Raw genomic sequence first — 18,105 nt, forward strand, 5'->3', positions numbered from 1 at the left:
TATGCAAAAAACTGCTGAAGATTTTCTTAATGGTCAAATTTTATTAATTGACAAACCTTTAAACTGGACATCATTTCAAGCCGTTAACAAGCTACGCTGGGAAATAAGACAAGCCTTTAAAATAAAAAAGATAAAAGTAGGACATGCTGGCACTTTAGATCCGTTGGCCACAGGACTACTTGTTATTTGCACAGGAAAAATGACCAAGCAAATAAATACCTTTCAAGGTCAAGAAAAAGAATACACAGGCACTTTTGTAATAGGTAGCACAACACCTTCTTTTGATTTAGAAACCGAAATAGATAAAACCTTCCCTACTGATCATATCACCGAGACACTGATACATGAAACAACCAAACAGTTTATAGGAGCTATTGAACAATTTCCACCGGTTTTTTCAGCTATTAAAAAAGACGGCAAACGACTTTATGAATTTGCACGTGCAGGAGAATCTGTCGATATTAAATCTAGAACTGTTACAATTTCAGCGTTTGAAATCACAAAAATAGATGGCAACCATCTTAATTTTAGAGTTGTTTGCAGCAAAGGCACTTATATTCGCTCCCTAGCAAATGACTTTGGCGCTGCCTTAAATTCTGGCGCGCATTTATCTGTTTTACGTCGTACTAGAATTGGTGATTTTTTAGTTAAAAATGCGACTTCTATAGATGGCTTTATAGAAAGCTTAACAACCAATTAAGCTGTTTTTCCGTATATTATACTGTAAACTGGGCATTAAAAAACATATAACCCAAAAAATTGCAGTTATCAAATAAGCATAAAGCCATTTTATTAACCGTTCTTATTTCAGGAACTGTTGTTCTTACTGTGTTTAATTTTGGCCTAAAAAAACAAAACGCACAGTTGGCAGAAACCTACTATGAGTTAGAACCTGAAAAAACAAAAGAGACTGCTGATAAAAAATCTTTAGACAACCCAAGCGAAAAGCTTTCTGAAACTAACAAAGCGTTTAACGAAACGCAAAAGTACAAGCGCTACGCAAAAGCTTATCAACCTATTGCTCCTCCAAAAGATTACAAATTTAAATCATCTGAAAGCAAAATTAATGATAATGACACAGATGAAGGTTCAACAAACTCAAGCTCTGAAATTGACGATGATGTACTTGCTTCATATAACAGTGTTAATGACGTTTTAAACAAAAGGCGATCTGCTGTGCTTGGCAAGCAATCTGTAAACAAAAATAGCTCCATGCATTACTCGCTAGTAAACCGAACGCATAAGTACTTGCCAACACCTATTTACCTTTGTGAAAACGGCGGGAAAATCATTGTAAACATTAAAGTTAACGCTTCAGGTTTAGTCACTGATTCTTACATTAATGCAGCCTATGCTTCAGCAAACGAATGCTTAAAAGATCAAGCTTTAAAATATGCTAACCAAGCACGTTTTAGTATTGATACTTCTAAAAAAACGCAACTAGGTTCTATTACATTTTACTTTAAAGAAAAAAACTAAACATCTAATAGCTGCAACAAATCTGCTATTGCATTTTGACCTTTATCTTTGTTGTACCAACGCTGCAAATCTTCTTTAAATTCTGGCGTTAAAACGCCATGTGTTTCTTTATAATCCGAAACAAGTTTTGTTGCCTCACTAGGTCTTGGTCCAAATGTATTTACAACATTGCCTGTTTCATCATCAATCATAACAAGTTTAGGTATCGACTTTCCTCCATTTGTTAAAAACTGATTCATCAAAGCGTCATTTTCATCTCTAAATACCAGCTTTAAATTAATATTCTCATTTTCATTTGCAACCTTATTTATTGCTGGTATCACATGTGCCGCATCACCACACCAACTCTCTGTAAGCACTAGCCAAGTAGTTGGTTTTTTATATTGTGCTATTTTAGTTTTAGCGTCTTCTGATAGTTTTATTGTTTTATCCCAACGCTTCATACGTCGCTCATTAAGTTTTGTATAATTAATTAGAGCTTCCGTTTTATCTGCGCCTGTTGTTGATTCATCTGCTACGAGTTGTGTCATCAATTCAGTATACTCTGAATATGATATATGCTTTTTTAAGCTATCCTTTATTATATCTTGCATTTTGTATTAAAATTTTATTCAAAAATAAGATGATTTTCTATTTTGAAACATGATTTATATCATTAAGTATGTCTATCTTTAAAACAAAAACTTACAACTATTAATATATGGAAAAGCAGCGATGTGGTTGGTGTCTTGGCGATCCACTTTACGAAGCTTATCATGATCAAGAATGGGGCGTTCCTGTTTATGATGATGCTACTATTTTTGAATTTTTAATTTTAGAAACCTTTCAAGCCGGATTAAGTTGGATAACCGTTTTGCGTAAACGCGAAAACTTTAAAAAAGCCTTTGACAATTTTGATTATAAAACCATTGCTAACTACAAGCAACCTAAAATAGATAGTTTACTACAAGATGCTGGTATTATTCGCAACAAGCTAAAGGTAAACGCTACAATTACAAATGCTCAAGCGTTTATGAAAGTACAGCAAGAATTTGGAAGCTTTTCAAAATACATTTGGAGTTTTGTTGATGGCAAACCCATAAAAAACGCTATTAAAGATTACAAAAGTGCTCCTGCCACAACTGAAATAAGTGATGCTTTAAGTAAAGACTTAAAAAAACGCGGGTTTAAATTTGTAGGTTCAACCGTTATTTATGCGCATATGCAAGCCACAGGTATGGTAAACGACCATGAGGTAAGTTGTTTTAGGTATAATGATGTATAGTTATAAAAATTTCAGAAATTCTGTCCTATTAATTTCTTCTGCTCCTAAACTTTCTAAATGATTGGTATAAACTTGACAATCTATAAGCTTGTAATTAGTATGCTGTATAAAAGTTATAAAACCAACTTTACTAGCATTACTAACTTTGGCAAACATACTTTCGCCACAAAACACGCCATTGCCTACGTCAACACCATACAAACCACCAACCAACTCGTTATGCAACCAAACCTCAACAGATTTAGCATAACCTAAATTATATAACGCTGTATAGGCTTCAATCATGGTTTGTGTAATCCAAGTGTCATCTTGTCCTACACGTTTTGTCTTTGCACACGCTGCTATCACTTGTTTGAAATCCTGATTTACCGTTACTTCAAATTCTGTATTTCTCAAGACCTGTTTCATACTTTTTGAAACTTTGAGTTTTTCAGGAAACAATACAAATCTTGGATCTGGAGACCACCATATAATAGGTTCTCCTTCGTTAAACCACGGAAAAATACCGCTCTTGTAAGCAAGCAATAATCTTTCTACAGATAAATCTCCGCCAACAGCTAATATACCTTCTGGTGTTGCTAGATTTACGTCTGGAAAAGCAATATGTTTTGACAAATAATGCATTGTATAAAAAAGGTCTATTAAAATATTTAATAGACCTTAAAATAATTGAATTATTATATTTTTTTAAAACGGAAGATCATCATGATCCTCTTCGTTTAAATTATTTGCAGGCTCAAAAGCTTGTGCTGGTGGAACAGGAGGCATTTCTGGATTTGAAGCATCTGCTTGTACTGCCTCTATACGCCAACCTTGAATAGAATTAAAATACTTTACTTCACCTTGTGGGTTTGTCCATTCTCTTCCACGTAAATTAATATTTACTTTTACTTGCTGACCTACTTGATACGTGTTTAACAAGTCTGTTTTATCTTGAACAAATTCAATCATAAGGTGCTGCGGATACTGCTCTTCTGTTGTCACCACCAATTCTCTCTTTCTAAACCCATTACTTCCAAAACTTTGGGTTTCTCCAATTAATTTAATTCTTCCTTGTACTTCCATGTTTTAATTTAATTTGAATTTATGCACGCCTATTAAAATAAGCGTTTATGTTTTATGATAATAAAATTTTCCAAGCACTTAAAATATCACCAAAACTTAAATAGTTTTGAGCTAATTTATGCTTTTCTCTATGAGACGCTGTGGTAATATTAGGGTAACGCTCACTTACTGTTTCTAAAAAGGCATCAACTTCAAGTTGAGATGGTAACGCCTCTACATTTCCTAACATGCCTAGTTCATTTCCTGTTAAAATCATGCTGTTTTTAACCTCTTCTGGGAAACTATCTACACCTATTCCTAATGTAGATAGCGGTTTTGGTATTTCAAAAAAACCACTTTTAGCACGACTATAGAAACTTCCGCCTGCTCTAGAAACTAAATCTAGCTTCTCTTGATTAATAACGCCATTTTCATCAAGAACATCATCTTCTATATGAAGTTTTACTACTTCACAAATTACTAAATTTCCAGCACCTCCTTCAGTTCCTAATTTAATAATATCAGTTACTTTACACTCAAACTGAATTGGTGATTCTGCAACACGAAAAGGCTTAACAATATCAGATTCAAGCATAGTAAGACCTGCTTTATCAAACTCATTAACACCTTCTGGGTATTCAGTACTACTTAATGAAGCTTGATGAACCAAATCATAATTCACCACATTTATAACCACCTCTTTTAAATATTCTACGTTTTCTAATGTATGTTTTGTGGTATTATCCCTTACGCGTCTTGCTGGCGAAAAAATCATCACTGGCGGATTTGCGCTAAATACATTAAAAAAACTAAAAGGAGACAGATTTGGGGTGCCATTTTCATCAATAGTACTAGCAAAAGCTATAGGTCTTGGCGCAACAGCGCTTAACAAATAGCCATGTAACTTTCCTGTTGATAAGTCTTTAGGTTCGAATGATGTCATTAATGTTATTTAATTTCCACAAAGGTAACTATTATGATATTGAACTAAAAATGATTTGATTACTTGTCAAGCAATATTATTAACAGATTTGCATTATATTAGAACTTGAAACAAAATTTATGGTTTTTTCAAAATATAGAAACCTTATTAGGTGGATTATTGTTATTGCTTCTTTTGCTATTATTTCCTTAATTCTTTGGAATACGTATGTGTTTTTTCAAAAATTTAAAGTTGAAGAACAAACTAAAATGGATGTTTGGGCAGCATCTATGAAAGAGATTCTTAAAAATCCTTTAAGCGAAAATGTAAACCCTGTTGTTGATAAAGTTTTTAGCAGCAATATTACAAACCCAATGCTTGTGTATAAAGACGGTATTTTAGGGGATTACAAAAATATTAACGAAGAAAAAATAAAAGATAGCTTATATATAGAAAAGCTTATTCATCAATTCTCTCAAGAAAATGAACCAATACTCATTTCTTATGATGATAAAGCCACCAATGAAACCATTATTTATGGCACACTTTACTACGGTAACTCTGATGTGTTAAATAAAATAAAGTATTATCCGCTAGCATTATTACTCATCATTATTTTGTTTGGTGCTGTTGTTTACTTTTTTTACCGAAGTTCTAAAATTGCTACTCAAAACAAACTTTGGTCTGGAATGGCTAAAGAGACCGCTCATCAAATTGGCACACCATTATCATCACTTATTGGTTGGACCGAAATTTTAAAATCTGAAAACACGAATCCGGAGTATATTATAGAAATAGAAAAAGACATAAGTCGTTTACAAACCATAACAGAACGTTTTAGCAAAATAGGTTCGCTACCTACACTTGAAAAAACAGATATAGTAAGAGAAACTATAGACTCTTATGACTACTTAAAAGCAAGATCTTCAAAGTTGATAGATTTTGAAATTATAACACCACCTGAAGAGATTTATGTAAACCTAAATAAGCAACTTTATAGTTGGACCATTGAGAACCTTGTAAAAAATGCTATTGATGCCATGAAAGGTAAAGGAAAACTTACTATTGAAATCTCTCAAATTGAGCACATAGTAAAAATAGCAATAACTGATACAGGAAAAGGGCTTCCTAAAAAACAATTTAACACTATCTTTGAGCCTGGTTTTACAACAAAAAAACGTGGTTGGGGATTAGGCCTTTCTTTGGCTAAACGCATTATTGAGGAGTTTCATGGAGGAAAAATTAAAGTACTTCATTCTGAAATAGGAAAAGGAACCACTATGCAAATCGCTTTAAAATCGGTTTAAGTTATGAAGGAACAATTTATTACAATAAAAGAAGCTGCTTTAAACAATAACTGCCCAGAGTGTTATAACACTAACGGACTTCAAATTACTTTTAAACAAAAATTTGTTGAAACCAATTTATACAAATCTATTACCAAAGAGACAACACAAGAAATAGAATGCAAAACGTGTAACACTATTATTTATCCTGTAAACTGGACAGATGATATAGAGCGTGTATTTGCGTATCAAAAAAAAGCTTTTAAACCAAAAAAGGCTTCTTTAAAACTCAAAAAAACAGCTTGGCTACTTATTATTGTTTCTGTAATAGTAGTTGTTGCAATAATAACATTGGCTGTTTTAAATTTTCTATAAATTTTGCTGAACAGCTTTCGCTAAATTTTCAAATTCTTCAGACGTTAAAGATGTTTTTGTAGTAAACCTAGCATCTTCCATAGTGGTAAGCGGAATTAAATGCACATGCACATGTGGTACTTCTAATCCTATTACAGACATTCCTATGCGTTTGCAATCCACGGTTTTTTTTAAAGCTAAAGCTACTTGGCGTGAAAAAGCCATAAGTCCATGATAGCTTGCTTCATCTAGATCAAAAATTTTATCGACTTCTTTTTTTGGGATACAAAGTGTGTGTCCTTTTGCGTTAGGATTGATATCTAGAAACGCTAAAAAGTCTTCGGTTTCAGCAACCTTATAACAAGGTAATTCTCCAGAAATTATTTTTGAAAATATAGATGCCATACTTTTTTTATTACTTTAAAAACTTGTAATTAGGTAAATATAAAAAGAAAATTCCTGTTCGGTTTTTTTATTTGAACAGGAATTCTAAATTATATATTCGATATTTTTTAAAATTGCTTATCTAGATATCTCAAGGATATCAAATTTCATAACACCATTTGGCACTTGTACTTCAGCAACTTCACCTACAGATTTACCTAATAAACCTTTACCAATAGGAGAGTTTACAGATATTTTTCCTGACGCTAAATCGGCTTCACCATCAGCTACCAAAGTGTATGTCATCTCCATACCATTGGTTTGGTTTTTAATTTTAACTTTAGAAAGCACTAAAATTTTAGACGTATCTAGTTGTGATTCATCAATAACACGAGCACCTGCTAAAACCTCTTCTAATTTAGAAATTTTCATTTCTAGCATACCTTGAGCTTCTTTAGCGGCATCATATTCTGCATTTTCACTTAAATCTCCTTTATCTCTAGCTTCAGCAATAGCTTGTGAAGCGCGTGGACGCTCAATATCTTTTAGCTGTCTTAATTCGTCTCTTAATTTTTTTAAACCTTCTGCTGTGTAATAAGATACTTTACTCATAACTTCATCGTTTATATTATAAAATAACGTTTAGTTTATTCATTCTCAAAAAGAACGTGTACTAAACGCAAAAAATCTCGTTCTCACGAGATTACTATGCAAATATACAAAATATTTAACTCTGTTTGCTTTTTATTGTAAATTGCACTCAAAATTTTGCTCAATGAAAAACCACTCAAAACAACCTATATCTAGTGTTATAAAACTTATTTGTTTTATGCTTTTAGCTGTTTTTTTTACAGCTTCTTGTAATAAAAATGATGACAATTCTCTTTTAATAAACAACCAATATCTTCCAAATTACCAATTTGATTCTCAAAACACTATAAACACCAATTTACCACAATACAATGATTTAAAGTTTGCGGGTAATTATGTTGTTCTACCTCAATATGGCATTAACGGTGTTGTTCTTTTTTATGCTGGCAGTAATCAATATAGTGCTTTTGAGTTAAGTGACCCTAATCACTATTTACAAACTTGCTCAAAGCTTACCATGGAAGGAATTATTGCACATTGTTCTTGTGATAATGATGAAAATAGTTATGAAATTTTTAATGGTATTGGCCAAGAGGGTACTGTTGGTCCTTATACATTAAGGCGCTATTTTGTTGAAGTTAACGGTGATATTATCAGAGTTTATAACAACTAGAGATTACAACAAACTCCACACATTATATAGAAAAACAAACAATAGCAGCCACACAAAATAATAGGTTTACAAAACTTAATACAGTCAAGTTGACATTAAACAACATAAAAGAATCTTTAAAAGCGACCAATCGTTCTTTTTGATTTTCTATATGTTTTTGATTGAAAACATTTAGCCATGAGATAAAACTATAAAAAGGTAATAGAGAAAATACAATTCCTGAAAACAAATACCGTAATGTTGAAAGATTTTTCATTGTCTCTAAAGTATAAAAAACCCAAACAGTGATGTTTGGGTTTTTTGTTTAAAATTTCTGCTCTGACAGAAAATTAGTTTAAAACTTCAATGTTACTCCCAATAAGAAGTTTGTAGTTGCTTGTGGATAATAAAAATTCTCTGTGATAGGTGCATCATTAGAATTTTCTGGTCTATAGTAATAGCTATATGTATAACCATTAGACACATACTTTTCATTAAAAATATTGTTTACCAATAGATTAAACGCAATTTCTTTCATCCAAGACGGATTCAACTTAAAAGATGCATTAAAGTTATTTACAAAATAAGCATCCATACTTTTACTATCACTAGATGTGTTGTCTAAATATTGCTTACCTACATATTTTGATATTAATGCTAGGTTAAGATTTTTTACTGGAGAAAATGTTACTGTTCCTCCTGCAACAACATTTGGTGAAAATGAAATATCTGTATCTTTATATGAGGTAGTAACTGGCGCGTAAGAAACCTCATCATATGTATTAGGGTCATATTGGGTATCATAAACCACATAATCAAAAGCATCTATTTTATTCTTACTAAATGTAGCATTTGCATCAATACGTAATTTATTAGAAAACTTATAACCAGCCTGTAATTCTATACCTGCTCTATAACTTTTATCAACATTCATTCTAATAGCATCACCTACGTTATCTAGATCTCCAGTTAACACTAATTGATCTTTATAATTCATGTAATACAGGTTTGCTGTAGCATAGTATTTTGGTTTTTTAAGCTTGTAACCAAACTCAAAATCATGCAATCTTTCAGGATTAGGTAGTGTCGGGTTTTTGGTTAAATCATCTCTATTTGGCTCTCTATTTGCCACTGCAAAAGACCCATAAACACTATGGAAATTATTAAAAGAATACGTTAGTCCCAACTTTGGATTAAAGAAGTTATATTGCTCATCTACAGCTATAGGAATTAAATCTGAACTATTCCCGTATGATGAGTAATCTACACGTCTATATTGTAAATCAGCAAATGCAAACCAGTTATTACTTATAGTGTATTCAGCTTTAAAATATGTGTTGTAATCACGCTTTTTCCCTAAACTATTGTAGTAGTTTGTCCTAATTGGTACTGATACAGGGAAAGAATCCCAAATTAATTCTCCAAAATGATCTCCGTCATATTTATTGTAGCCACCACCTAAATATAAGTTCAAGTTATCTTTATGATAGTTTAAAGAGTAAACAAATGCATAAAAATGATTGTCTAACCAGCGTCTTCTTATTGCATCTCCTTCTTCACTAGCATCTGGACTGTTAGGAAAATAATCACCTACTTCTTCTCCATCTTTATATTGCTCAAAAAAGCCTTTTCCTCGTGTATAGTTTCCAGAAATATTTGCTGAAAAATAATCGCTAAACTGATGTGAAAAATGCAATTGATAATGAGTTTGCTCATAATCATCTACCTCATTATCATATGTGTAATAATTGTAAGTACGACCAGAATACAACATGTTTGCTGCTTCAGCATCAGAAGAATAATTTCTATCAATAAAAGCCTGAATTCCTGCTAAATCGCCATTTACAACGGCTTCAGGGGTTCCATACCATGATTGATATGTTTTCTCTTTTCCTCCAAAAACAATGGCTTTTATAGATGTTTTCTCTCCTAAATAACCTGCTTCTGTATAATATGATGACAGGTCTGATGAAGCTCTGTCTATATAACCATCGCTCATAATTTTTGACAAGCGACCTTCAACATAGAAATTATTTTTCAAACCAGAACCAAGACTAACGTTATGTTTTCTAGTTCCGTATGAACCCACAACATGAGTTGTAGTTGCATAGCCTTCTTTTGATGGTTCTAATGTCTTTAAATTTAAACTTGCTCCAAAAGCTCCTGAACCATTAGTACTTGTACCAACGCCTCGTTGTAATTGAATATCTTCAACCGAAGACACAAAATCTGGCATATTAACCCAAAATGTACCTTGGCTTTCAGAATCATTATAAGGAATTCCGTTTATGGTTACATTTACACGTGTTGCATCTGTACCACGCACACGAATACCTGTGTAACCAACGCCTGCTCCTGCATCACTAGTTGTTACCACTGATGGAAGTTGGTCTAATAAAATAGGTAAATCCTGACCTAAATTGGTTGATTCAAGTTGCTCTTTGCTAATGTTAGTAAAAGCTACAGGTGTTTTGTCTTTTGCTCTTGTTGCTGACAAAAGCACTTCTTTTAGTTCTTCAACAGTTGTTGAATCTTGTTGTTTTTCTTGTGAAAAAGCACTGACAGATAGCACAAATAATGCTAAAAATGCGAATAGGTTTTTCATTCGATAAAATAGTTTTTGCCGAATAAAAGAGGTCATTATTCTTTGTTAATAATTGATTATAAATAGAATACATAAGCTATTCCGGATACAGCTTTTTGTATTCAAAGTCCCTAAACAGCATTACCTGTTCTAGGTTCATTGGGTATGATCTCAGCCGATAATAGGCACCCCTTTTTGAGAACGCTGCAAAGATAGTAGAGATTTCTGATTTTAGAATTACGAATCCAAAATATTTTTTAATCTATTTTAGGTGGTTTTCTACTTGCTTTTTTTTCAGATTGTTGGCGCTTGTTTGATAAACGTTTTAACTTTTCTACTTTTGGAGTTTTAGTTTTTTTCCGTTTTTTAGGAACTACAAGACCTTGATTTATGACTTCTAAAAATCGTCCTGTAACAGTGTCCTTATTTTTATGCTGACTTCTACTTTCACCACATTGTAATATTAACACATAATTTAAAGTGAGCCTTGATTTTAAGTTTTTAATAAGCAAAGCCTTTTGTTCTTCAGTGAGTACCCGCGAAGCTTCTACATCAAAATACAACGCAACTTTAGAGGCTGTTTTATTTACATGCTGACCGCCAGCTCCAGAGCTCCTTACAGCTTTAAAGACTAGTTCTGCTATGAGAGCTTCATCGTTTATCACACTATTTTATTTGATGTGGCGCTTTTAATAAATCGTTTACGGTTTTTACAGGATTAAATGTAATAAGAGGTACTTCAACAAAAACGGTATTCCAATTGGCCATACTACCATTCCAAAGTCCTGGTAATTCTAGTGCTTTAAGATCTTTTCCTAATCGTGTTTTTTTGGTTATGAAAGCGGCTTTATGATCTACATATTTGGTAAGGTTGAACTTATTGCCTTTGTAGTCTTTTATACCACAAACTAAATCTACTGGATTAAAATGAGTCGCGTTTTTTAAGATGGTTTTTTGATGTGTATTCTTTTTATTTATTTGTGCTGTTTCAACTATTTGTAGTGAAACGTTTGCACTTTCATCTTTTACCCAAAATGGTCCGCCACCTGGTTCTCCTTCATTTTTTACCATTCCGCAAACACGAATCGGTCTGTTAAGCTTTTCTCTTAAGTATTCTATTTGATATTTTTCAGCATACTTTTCAAATTCATGAGATATTTTCACATTCATTTTATTCACTAAAAATTTAGCTATGCTAATAACGTCATCACAGTTTAAAGTTTCATTATCTATTTGCTCAAGATACTTAAATGCTTGAGTTTGGATTTCTATTAGAATACCTGCTAGTATTTTTTTGTGTTTTGCTACTTCTTCTTTGTATTTACATACAACTACATTATCAATGTTTTTTATAAATATAATATCGGCATCTAGCTCGTTTAAATTTTCTATGAGCGCACCATGCCCTGAAGGCCTGAATAACAAACTACCATCTTCGTTTCTAAATGGTTTATCTTTTGGTGTTACAGCGATAGTGTCTGTAGATTCTTTTTGGTAAGAAAAGGAGATATCGAATTGAGAATTTGTTTTTTTCTCTACTTTTTCTTCTATTCTGGCAAATTCGCTGTTAAATTTGTCTTTGTGCTGTTCAGAAATGGTAAAGTGTAATTTTGCGCTAGAACTGCTTGATGAATATAAAGCTGTTTCAAATAAATGTTCTTCAAAAGCTGTTGAAATAACATTGTTTTTATACTCGTGAAAAGGCAATAATCCTTTAGGAAAATTTCCGTAATTCATAACGTTTTCATCTAACATAGCCTTAACAAATAGTTGCGACTGCTTGCTTATGCTTAACGTTTCATAATCTGGGTACAATACATTTAGCTGATCTTTTATTTCTCGATAAAACGGAAATTTTTCTAGCCCTACAAAAAAGATATACAAGTCCTTATTATCTTTACTATTTAAATAAGCGTTGATGCTTTCTTTTTCTGGATTATACGCCTCTAAAAAGGTAAAAAGAAACTTAAACATTCTAGTTGCTGCTCCAGAAGCCGGAACAAACTTTAAGAGGCATTTTTGATCTTTTTCGTTATTAAATATTTCTGTGTAATAAGTTTCCTCTTGGTTTGTGAGTTTTAAAATACCATTTCCAACTGTTGCTGCAGATACTAAATTGGTAAAAGGCAAACCGGACTTAAACATTTCTATTTGCTTATTTACTTGAGCAATAGTAAGGCCTTTTTGTTCTATTTGTTTAATATCTTTTTTAGAAAAACTCATACACTATTTTTTAATAATTCATCAATATGTTTTGTTGCTATACTTAAGCGCTCTTGTAAATTGCCATTTAATAAAACAAACGGTTTATTAAATGTTATCAAGGCAGATTTAAAAGCTTGAAACATATTATTTCTGTCATTAGGCTTATCTCTAATACCATCGGCTTGCCATGGTATATCAATATTAGTTAAAAAATAAAGATTATAGTAATTTTCTAAAGCAAATTTGTGTAAATCTTTTGGGCAGTAGTTATCATAATACATTTCACTATAGACTTTTGTCTCAAGCAAATTAGTATCACAGATAAGTAAATCTTTTGCTTTTTTAGACATTTTGTTTTCTAATAACATTTGTCCTTCAGCTATAGGTAATACATCCTTTTTGGTTAAAACCTCTTTATTTTTTGCTTTTTCTTCGGCATATAATCTTGAATATTCTGGAACCCACAAAGTATTATAATGTGCTGACAAAGCTTTTGCCAGAATTGTTTTGCCTGTACTTTCTGGGCCAAATAAAACGACCTTTATGCAGTTTGATGGTTGTTGTTTAAGCTTTTCTTCCATGCTAAATATCCATAAATAGCTATAATAGTAAACAAAAAATATTGAAATGAAGTGAAAACAAGCCCTTTATAAAAGTATAAGGGTACAGAAATTAAGTCTCCTATAATCCAGTATGTCCAGTTTTCTAATTTCTTTTTTGCCATTAACCACATACCAACAAAAAATATGGCAGTTGTAACAGTATCTACATAAGCTGTCCATGAATCAAACTTATCATTTACTTTATAAATTAGAACCACAAAAAGAATTGTAGTAACAAAAATAACTGCGCTCCACAAGTGTTCTTTTTTTGTAGTTTTTGTTACTGGTACTTCTTGGTTATTATCATCTTTTCTAGTCCAGAAATACCAGCCATAAATACTCATAGAAAAGTAATAGGCATTTATAAACATATCGCCTAAAAGACCATAAACCCAAAGAATATAAACAAAAATTGCTGTGCTAATAATCCCTGTTGGGTACACCAAAATGTTTTCTTGCTTGGAATACCAAACACTTAAAAAGCCAAAGAAGACACCTATAAACTCAAGAACTATTAAGTGTGTATCTATACCTTGATACTGCGAGAACAACCAATCAAAAATGTGGCTCATAATCGCGTCTGTCAGATTTTACAATTTTCATATACAGCAAGCCTCTTTCTACAAGTTCAAAAGCTTCTTTTATTTCGGTTGTAAGCACCTGCATAACCTCATCGTAATCACCATAAACCTGCGTGCTTAATGGATTTTCTAACACCTTAAGGTTTGATGCTCGAAGTTTTTTAATAAAATGGATGATTGATGGCTCGTAATCATCATGTAATGGTGTCAATGTTAATTCTACTGATATTTTCATATTTATTTTTTTAAACTGTCAAAAAATGATTCGTCTTCTTCAAAAGCAGTTCCTATAACCACAACATCAGCTCCTGCTTGGTAAGCATTTTGTAATGCTGTTGTAGTTCTAATTCCGCCACCAACAATAAGTGGAATATTCAATACTTCTTTTACTTCAGAAATAATATGCTTTGAGACAGGCTCGATAGCTCCGCTGCCTGCTTCAAGGTAAATAAGTTTCATACCTAAAAACTCTCCAGCTTTTGCTGTGTTTACTATATGACTGCTGTTGTTTTTTTGTAAAGGTTGTGTTTCTGTTACGCGTTGTACAGCTGTTTCTTTTCCGTTTTCTATAAGCAAATATCCTGTTGGAATAATCTCGAGTTGCGTGTCTTTTAGTTTTGAAACTGCCTTAACATGTTTCCCGATTAAATACTCTGGGTTTCTTCCAGAAATTAATGATAAAAACAATAACGCATCAGCGCTTTCAGTAATTTGTGTGACATCGCCAGGAAATAAAACCACAGGTAGTTGTGTGTGCTTCTTTATTTCTTTTACTAAAATAGTTGTAAGCTCTGCTTCTACTTCGCTACCTCCAACAAAAACATGGGTCGCTATGGAAGCATTCACTTTATCAATAAAGGGTTTTGTATTTTGCACATGAAACTTATCAGGATCTATTAAAACAGCTAATAATTTTTCTTGATTTGCAATTGCCTGTTGTATGTTATTATAAATTGTTATCATTTATGCTGGTAAAGCAAAAGCACATGTAAAACCTTCAAACTCAAAAAAGGTGGTTTGGTATCGGTGTTTTTTATTATTGTAATCTATCCAAGCTATTGTTTCTTCATCTTTCATCATAAACGGAATCACAAGTGTATGTTGTAAAAAACTTAAACCAGGTGTGGCAAAAAGTTTATACAAGGACTCTTTAATACACCAAATAACTGTAAGCTTATTTATATAATATGCATCTTTTTTATCTAGGTATTCAAACTCATATTCCATAAACTTATGCGCTATGACACCTATTTTTTCTCGTTGTTTTTCGATATCAATACCTACGTTAGTATCGCTAACAACAACGCCTGAAAATGTAAACGAATGCGTAATAGAAATGTGCTTTCCATCTTTTAAGTGTGGTTTACCATTATCATCATAAAACAAATCCGCATCTGTGTACCCAAACTCTGCTAGCAAATGTCTCACACTTAAAAAACCTCGTTTGTGTAACTCACTTTTCATTCTTGAAACACGAGCTTCACATTCTGGACGTAAATAAATATCTTTTTTTAACTCATCAAAAGACTCTGTTATCTTCCAGATTTTAACAGTAGTTTGTGAATTGGGATTAAGAGTTTTATATAGTGGCATTTAGTATTCTGAAAGTTATTGATTATCTTTGCACAGCCTTTGGCACATCATACAATTTTGGTAAGCGAATTTAACTATTTTAAGTGCTATTGCCAAAGTTGTTACACTATAAAAAATAATAAGAAAGATAACTATGAGTACAAAAACTGTTGCTTACGTACCTAATAAGGTAAAAGATATGTCGCTTGCGGCTTGGGGACGAAAAGAGATTGAATTAGCCGAAGCAGAAATGCCAGGTTTAATGAGCCTTCGTGAAGAATATAAAGATGAACAACCTTTAAAAGGTGCTCGTATTGCAGGGTGTTTACACATGACTATTCAAACTGCTGTTTTGATTGAAACATTACAAGCTCTTGGTGCTGAAGTAACTTGGAGTTCTTGCAACATATTTTCTACACAGGATCAAGCTGCTGCTGCTATTGCTGAAACTGGCACTGCAGTTTATGCATGGAAAAATATGACCGAAGAAGAATTTGATTGGTGTATTGAACAAACACTTTTCTTTGGTGAAGACAGAAAGCCACTTAACATGATTCTTGATGATGGTGGTGATTTAACAAATATGGTATTAGATAGATACCCAGAGTTAGTTCCTGGAATTAACGGATTGAGTGAAGAAACTACAACAGGTGTTCACCGTTTATACGAGCGTATGGAAAAAGGCACACTACCAATGCCTGCTATTAACGTAAACGATAGCGTTACTAAATCTAAATTTGACAACAAATACGGTTGTCGTGAGAGTGCTGTAGATGCTATTCGTCGTGCAACTGACGTTATGCTAGCTGGAAAACGTGTGGTTGTTTGTGGTTATGGTGATGTTGGTAAAGGTACTGCTGCTTCTTTTAAAGGTGCAGGAAGTATTGTAACTGTTACTGAAATTGATCCTATTTGTGCACTACAAGCTGCTATGGACGGTTTTGAAGTGAAGAAGCTGGAAACTGTTGTTGGTAATGCAGATGTTGTGATTACAACTACAGGAAATAAAGATATTGTTCGTGGTGAGCATTTTGAAGCTATGAAAGACAAAACCATAGTTTGTAACATTGGACATTTTGATAATGAAATTGACATGGCTTGGTTAAACAAAAACTACGGTAACACTAAAGATGAAATTAAGCCACAAGTTGACAAATACAACGTAAACGGTAAAGATGTTATCATTTTAGCTCAAGGTCGTCTAGTAAATTTAGGTTGTGCAACAGGACATCCAAGTTTTGTAATGAGCAACTCGTTTACAAACCAAACATTGGCTCAAATAGAACTTTGGAACAACAAAGACGCTTACGAAAACAAAGTGTATATGTTACCAAAGCATCTTGATGAAAAAGTAGCGAAATTACACCTTGAAAAAATTGGCGTTGAGCTAACAGAACTTAAGCAAGACCAAGCAGAGTATATTGGTGTTAAGGTAGAAGGTCCTTTTAAACCTGAATACTACAGATACTAAACACTTTTTGCTTTTAGATATAATAAAAAAGTCCAAACATACAGTTTGGACTTTTTTTATACAATATATTCTAGCAAAGTTTACTTACAAAAAACCCTTTCTGTTTCCAGAAAGGGTTTTTTAATTTAGTAAAGAAACCTGTTTCTTAAGCCTCAAAAGGCTCTACAGAAACATAAGATTTATTATCTTTTTTCTTTGTAAATTTTACGATACCGTCAACTTTAGCGTGTAACGTATGATCTTTTCCAGCATACACATTTTCACCTGGATTATGTGCAGTACCTCTTTGTCTTACGATGATATTTCCTGCTACAGCAGCTTGACCACCAAAAATCTTAACACCTAATCGTTTCGATTCTGATTCTCTACCGTTTTTAGAACTACCTACTCCTTTTTTATGAGCCATTGTCTTAAGGTTTTATATTATTAATAATAACGGATTATTTTTCGATTCCGCCGTCTAATCTGTCTTGTAATTCTTTTAACTCATCCCACTTACCATCAGCAGCTAATGCAGCTTGTTTTGGCCAAGTATCTGTTACAATATGAGCTAATCTTGAGCTTGCTTCTGATAATACAGCGCTTAACTCTTCAGGTTTTGCCTTTGCAACTTTAGCAAATGTTTCATATCCTGCATTTACTAATGCTTCAGCAGCTTTTGGTCCTGCACCTTCAATTTTCTTTAAATCATCTGCTTTTGCAGCTGACTTTTTAGAAGCAGCTTTTGGCGCTTCTTTTTTAGCTGGAGCAGCTTTCTTTTCAGCTTTTGCAGCTGGCTTTGCTCCTGATGCTACGATGTTTTCAATTACAATTTCAGTTAAAGATTGTCTGTGTCCATTTTTAACACGGTAACCTTTACGTCTCTTTTTCTTGAAAACGATAACTTTATCACCTTTAAGGTGCTTTAAAACTTTTGCTCCTACTTGAGCTCCATTTATAGCTGGGGCGCCTACAGTTACTTTGTCTCCGTCTCCTAAAAGAAGTACATTATCAAAAGATACTGCTTCTCCTTCTTCTACAGATAAACGATTTACAAAGACTTTTTGGTCTTTTTCAACTTTGAATTGTTGCCCTGCTATCTCTACAATTGCGTACATAGCGTAACGTTTATATT

23 protein-coding genes are annotated in these 18,105 nt (G+C 32.8%); 7 read left to right on the top strand and 16 right to left on the bottom strand.

Going from position 1 to position 18,105, the window contains the following annotated elements:
- Position 1: 1 nt before the first annotated feature.
- Both truB and ABD690_RS01810 read left to right on the top strand, forming a co-directional pair.
- A complete protein-coding gene (truB, locus tag ABD690_RS01805) occupies positions 2-700 on the top strand; it encodes a tRNA pseudouridine(55) synthase TruB (RefSeq protein ID WP_344726440.1) in 699 nt (232 codons plus the stop codon).
- Positions 701-759: 59 nt separating this feature from the next.
- Positions 760-1,479 carry a hypothetical protein gene (locus ABD690_RS01810; RefSeq protein WP_344726442.1) on the top strand — a complete coding sequence of 240 codons (720 nt, stop codon included), beginning with the start codon at positions 760-762 and terminating at the stop codon, positions 1,477-1,479.
- Here ABD690_RS01810 and ABD690_RS01815 read toward each other — a convergent pair.
- Entirely contained in the window at positions 1,476-2,072 is a 597-nt protein-coding gene (locus ABD690_RS01815; protein ID WP_344726444.1) for a thioredoxin family protein, read from the bottom strand. The genes ABD690_RS01810 and ABD690_RS01815 overlap by 4 nt on opposite strands.
- A 107-nt stretch (positions 2,073-2,179) precedes the next feature.
- Between ABD690_RS01815 and ABD690_RS01820 the strand changes: the two genes are divergently transcribed.
- The gene (locus tag ABD690_RS01820) at positions 2,180-2,743 is read left to right on the top strand and encodes a DNA-3-methyladenine glycosylase I (RefSeq protein WP_344726446.1); all 564 of its coding nucleotides are present in this window, start codon (positions 2,180-2,182) and stop codon (positions 2,741-2,743) included.
- Here ABD690_RS01820 and aat read toward each other — a convergent pair whose 3' ends face one another.
- The 3 genes from aat to ABD690_RS01835 form a co-directional block, all read right to left on the bottom strand.
- Positions 2,744-3,367, bottom strand: coding sequence for a leucyl/phenylalanyl-tRNA--protein transferase (gene aat / locus ABD690_RS01825; RefSeq protein WP_344726448.1), 624 nt, complete (start codon positions 3,365-3,367; stop codon positions 2,744-2,746).
- Between the two features lie 63 nt (positions 3,368-3,430).
- Entirely contained in the window at positions 3,431-3,808 is a 378-nt protein-coding gene (locus ABD690_RS01830) for a DUF3127 domain-containing protein (RefSeq protein ID WP_344726450.1), read from the bottom strand.
- Positions 3,809-3,860: 52 nt separating this feature from the next.
- On the bottom strand, positions 3,861-4,730 hold the full coding sequence (locus ABD690_RS01835) for a flavin reductase family protein (protein WP_344726453.1): 870 nt from the start codon (positions 4,728-4,730) through the stop codon (positions 3,861-3,863).
- Positions 4,731-4,849: 119 nt separating this feature from the next.
- On the opposite strand from ABD690_RS01835, the gene ABD690_RS01840 reads away from it, so the two are divergent.
- Positions 4,850-6,016: a sensor histidine kinase gene (locus tag ABD690_RS01840; protein WP_344726455.1), complete on the top strand. Its 1,167-nt coding sequence runs from the start codon at positions 4,850-4,852 to the stop codon at positions 6,014-6,016.
- A 3-nt stretch (positions 6,017-6,019) separates the two neighbouring features.
- A complete protein-coding gene (locus ABD690_RS01845; protein WP_344726457.1) occupies positions 6,020-6,370 on the top strand; it encodes a hypothetical protein in 351 nt (116 codons plus the stop codon).
- Here the strand turns inward: ABD690_RS01845 and ABD690_RS01850 are convergent.
- The gene (locus ABD690_RS01850; RefSeq protein ID WP_344726459.1) at positions 6,365-6,754 is read right to left on the bottom strand and encodes an HIT family protein; all 390 of its coding nucleotides are present in this window, start codon (positions 6,752-6,754) and stop codon (positions 6,365-6,367) included. The two genes, ABD690_RS01845 and ABD690_RS01850, sit on opposite strands and share 6 nt — an antisense overlap.
- A 117-nt stretch (positions 6,755-6,871) precedes the next feature.
- Positions 6,872-7,345 carry a transcription elongation factor GreA gene (greA, locus tag ABD690_RS01855; protein WP_344726461.1) on the bottom strand — a complete coding sequence of 158 codons (474 nt, stop codon included), beginning with the start codon at positions 7,343-7,345 and terminating at the stop codon, positions 6,872-6,874.
- Positions 7,346-7,508: 163 nt separating this feature from the next.
- Here greA and ABD690_RS01860 point away from each other — a divergent pair, with 163 nt between their 5' ends.
- The gene (locus ABD690_RS01860) at positions 7,509-7,997 is read left to right on the top strand and encodes a hypothetical protein (RefSeq protein ID WP_344726463.1); all 489 of its coding nucleotides are present in this window, start codon (positions 7,509-7,511) and stop codon (positions 7,995-7,997) included.
- 334 nt (positions 7,998-8,331) lie between these two features.
- Here ABD690_RS01860 and ABD690_RS01865 read toward each other — a convergent pair whose 3' ends face one another.
- From ABD690_RS01865 to ABD690_RS01900, 8 genes are all read right to left on the bottom strand, one after another.
- Positions 8,332-10,581: a TonB-dependent receptor gene (locus ABD690_RS01865; RefSeq protein WP_344726465.1), complete on the bottom strand. Its 2,250-nt coding sequence runs from the start codon at positions 10,579-10,581 to the stop codon at positions 8,332-8,334.
- A 236-nt stretch (positions 10,582-10,817) separates the two neighbouring features.
- Positions 10,818-11,225 carry an alternative ribosome rescue aminoacyl-tRNA hydrolase ArfB gene (gene arfB, locus ABD690_RS01870; protein ID WP_344726467.1) on the bottom strand — a complete coding sequence of 136 codons (408 nt, stop codon included), beginning with the start codon at positions 11,223-11,225 and terminating at the stop codon, positions 10,818-10,820.
- Position 11,226: 1 nt separating this feature from the next.
- Complete coding sequence (locus tag ABD690_RS01875; protein WP_344726469.1) at positions 11,227-12,783, bottom strand: DUF4301 family protein; 1,557 nt, start codon at positions 12,781-12,783, stop codon at positions 11,227-11,229.
- Positions 12,780-13,346, bottom strand: a complete 567-nt coding sequence (locus tag ABD690_RS01880; protein WP_344726471.1) for an AAA family ATPase — start codon at positions 13,344-13,346, stop codon at positions 12,780-12,782. Before ABD690_RS01880 ends, ABD690_RS01875 begins: the two co-directional genes overlap by 4 nt.
- Positions 13,307-13,939, bottom strand: a complete 633-nt coding sequence (gene pnuC, locus ABD690_RS01885; protein WP_344726473.1) for a nicotinamide riboside transporter PnuC — start codon at positions 13,937-13,939, stop codon at positions 13,307-13,309. The genes ABD690_RS01880 and pnuC overlap by 40 nt, the downstream gene beginning before the upstream one ends.
- Positions 13,923-14,183, bottom strand: coding sequence for a thiamine-binding protein (locus ABD690_RS01890; protein ID WP_344726475.1), 261 nt, complete (start codon positions 14,181-14,183; stop codon positions 13,923-13,925). The genes pnuC and ABD690_RS01890 overlap by 17 nt, the downstream gene beginning before the upstream one ends.
- Positions 14,184-14,185: 2 nt before the next feature.
- A complete protein-coding gene (locus ABD690_RS01895; protein WP_344726477.1) occupies positions 14,186-14,911 on the bottom strand; it encodes a phosphoglycerol geranylgeranyltransferase in 726 nt (241 codons plus the stop codon).
- Positions 14,912-15,541, bottom strand: a complete 630-nt coding sequence (locus ABD690_RS01900) for a 4'-phosphopantetheinyl transferase family protein (protein ID WP_344726479.1) — start codon at positions 15,539-15,541, stop codon at positions 14,912-14,914.
- Between the two features lie 133 nt (positions 15,542-15,674).
- Here ABD690_RS01900 and ahcY point away from each other — a divergent pair, with 133 nt between their 5' ends.
- Positions 15,675-16,991, top strand: a complete 1,317-nt coding sequence (gene ahcY / locus ABD690_RS01905; protein WP_344726481.1) for an adenosylhomocysteinase — start codon at positions 15,675-15,677, stop codon at positions 16,989-16,991.
- A 145-nt stretch (positions 16,992-17,136) separates the two neighbouring features.
- Here the strand turns inward: ahcY and rpmA are convergent, their stop codons facing one another.
- Together rpmA and rplU are read right to left on the bottom strand one after the other, a co-directional pair.
- Positions 17,137-17,397 carry a 50S ribosomal protein L27 gene (gene rpmA, locus ABD690_RS01910; protein WP_344726483.1) on the bottom strand — a complete coding sequence of 87 codons (261 nt, stop codon included), beginning with the start codon at positions 17,395-17,397 and terminating at the stop codon, positions 17,137-17,139.
- Between the two features lie 34 nt (positions 17,398-17,431).
- A complete protein-coding gene (gene rplU / locus ABD690_RS01915; protein WP_344726485.1) occupies positions 17,432-18,088 on the bottom strand; it encodes a 50S ribosomal protein L21 in 657 nt (218 codons plus the stop codon).
- Between the last annotated feature and the right edge of the window lie 17 nt (positions 18,089-18,105).

It is taken from the genome of Corallibacter vietnamensis (assembly GCF_039537875.1).
In the GTDB taxonomy this organism is placed as follows: domain Bacteria; phylum Bacteroidota; class Bacteroidia; order Flavobacteriales; family Flavobacteriaceae; genus Corallibacter; species Corallibacter vietnamensis.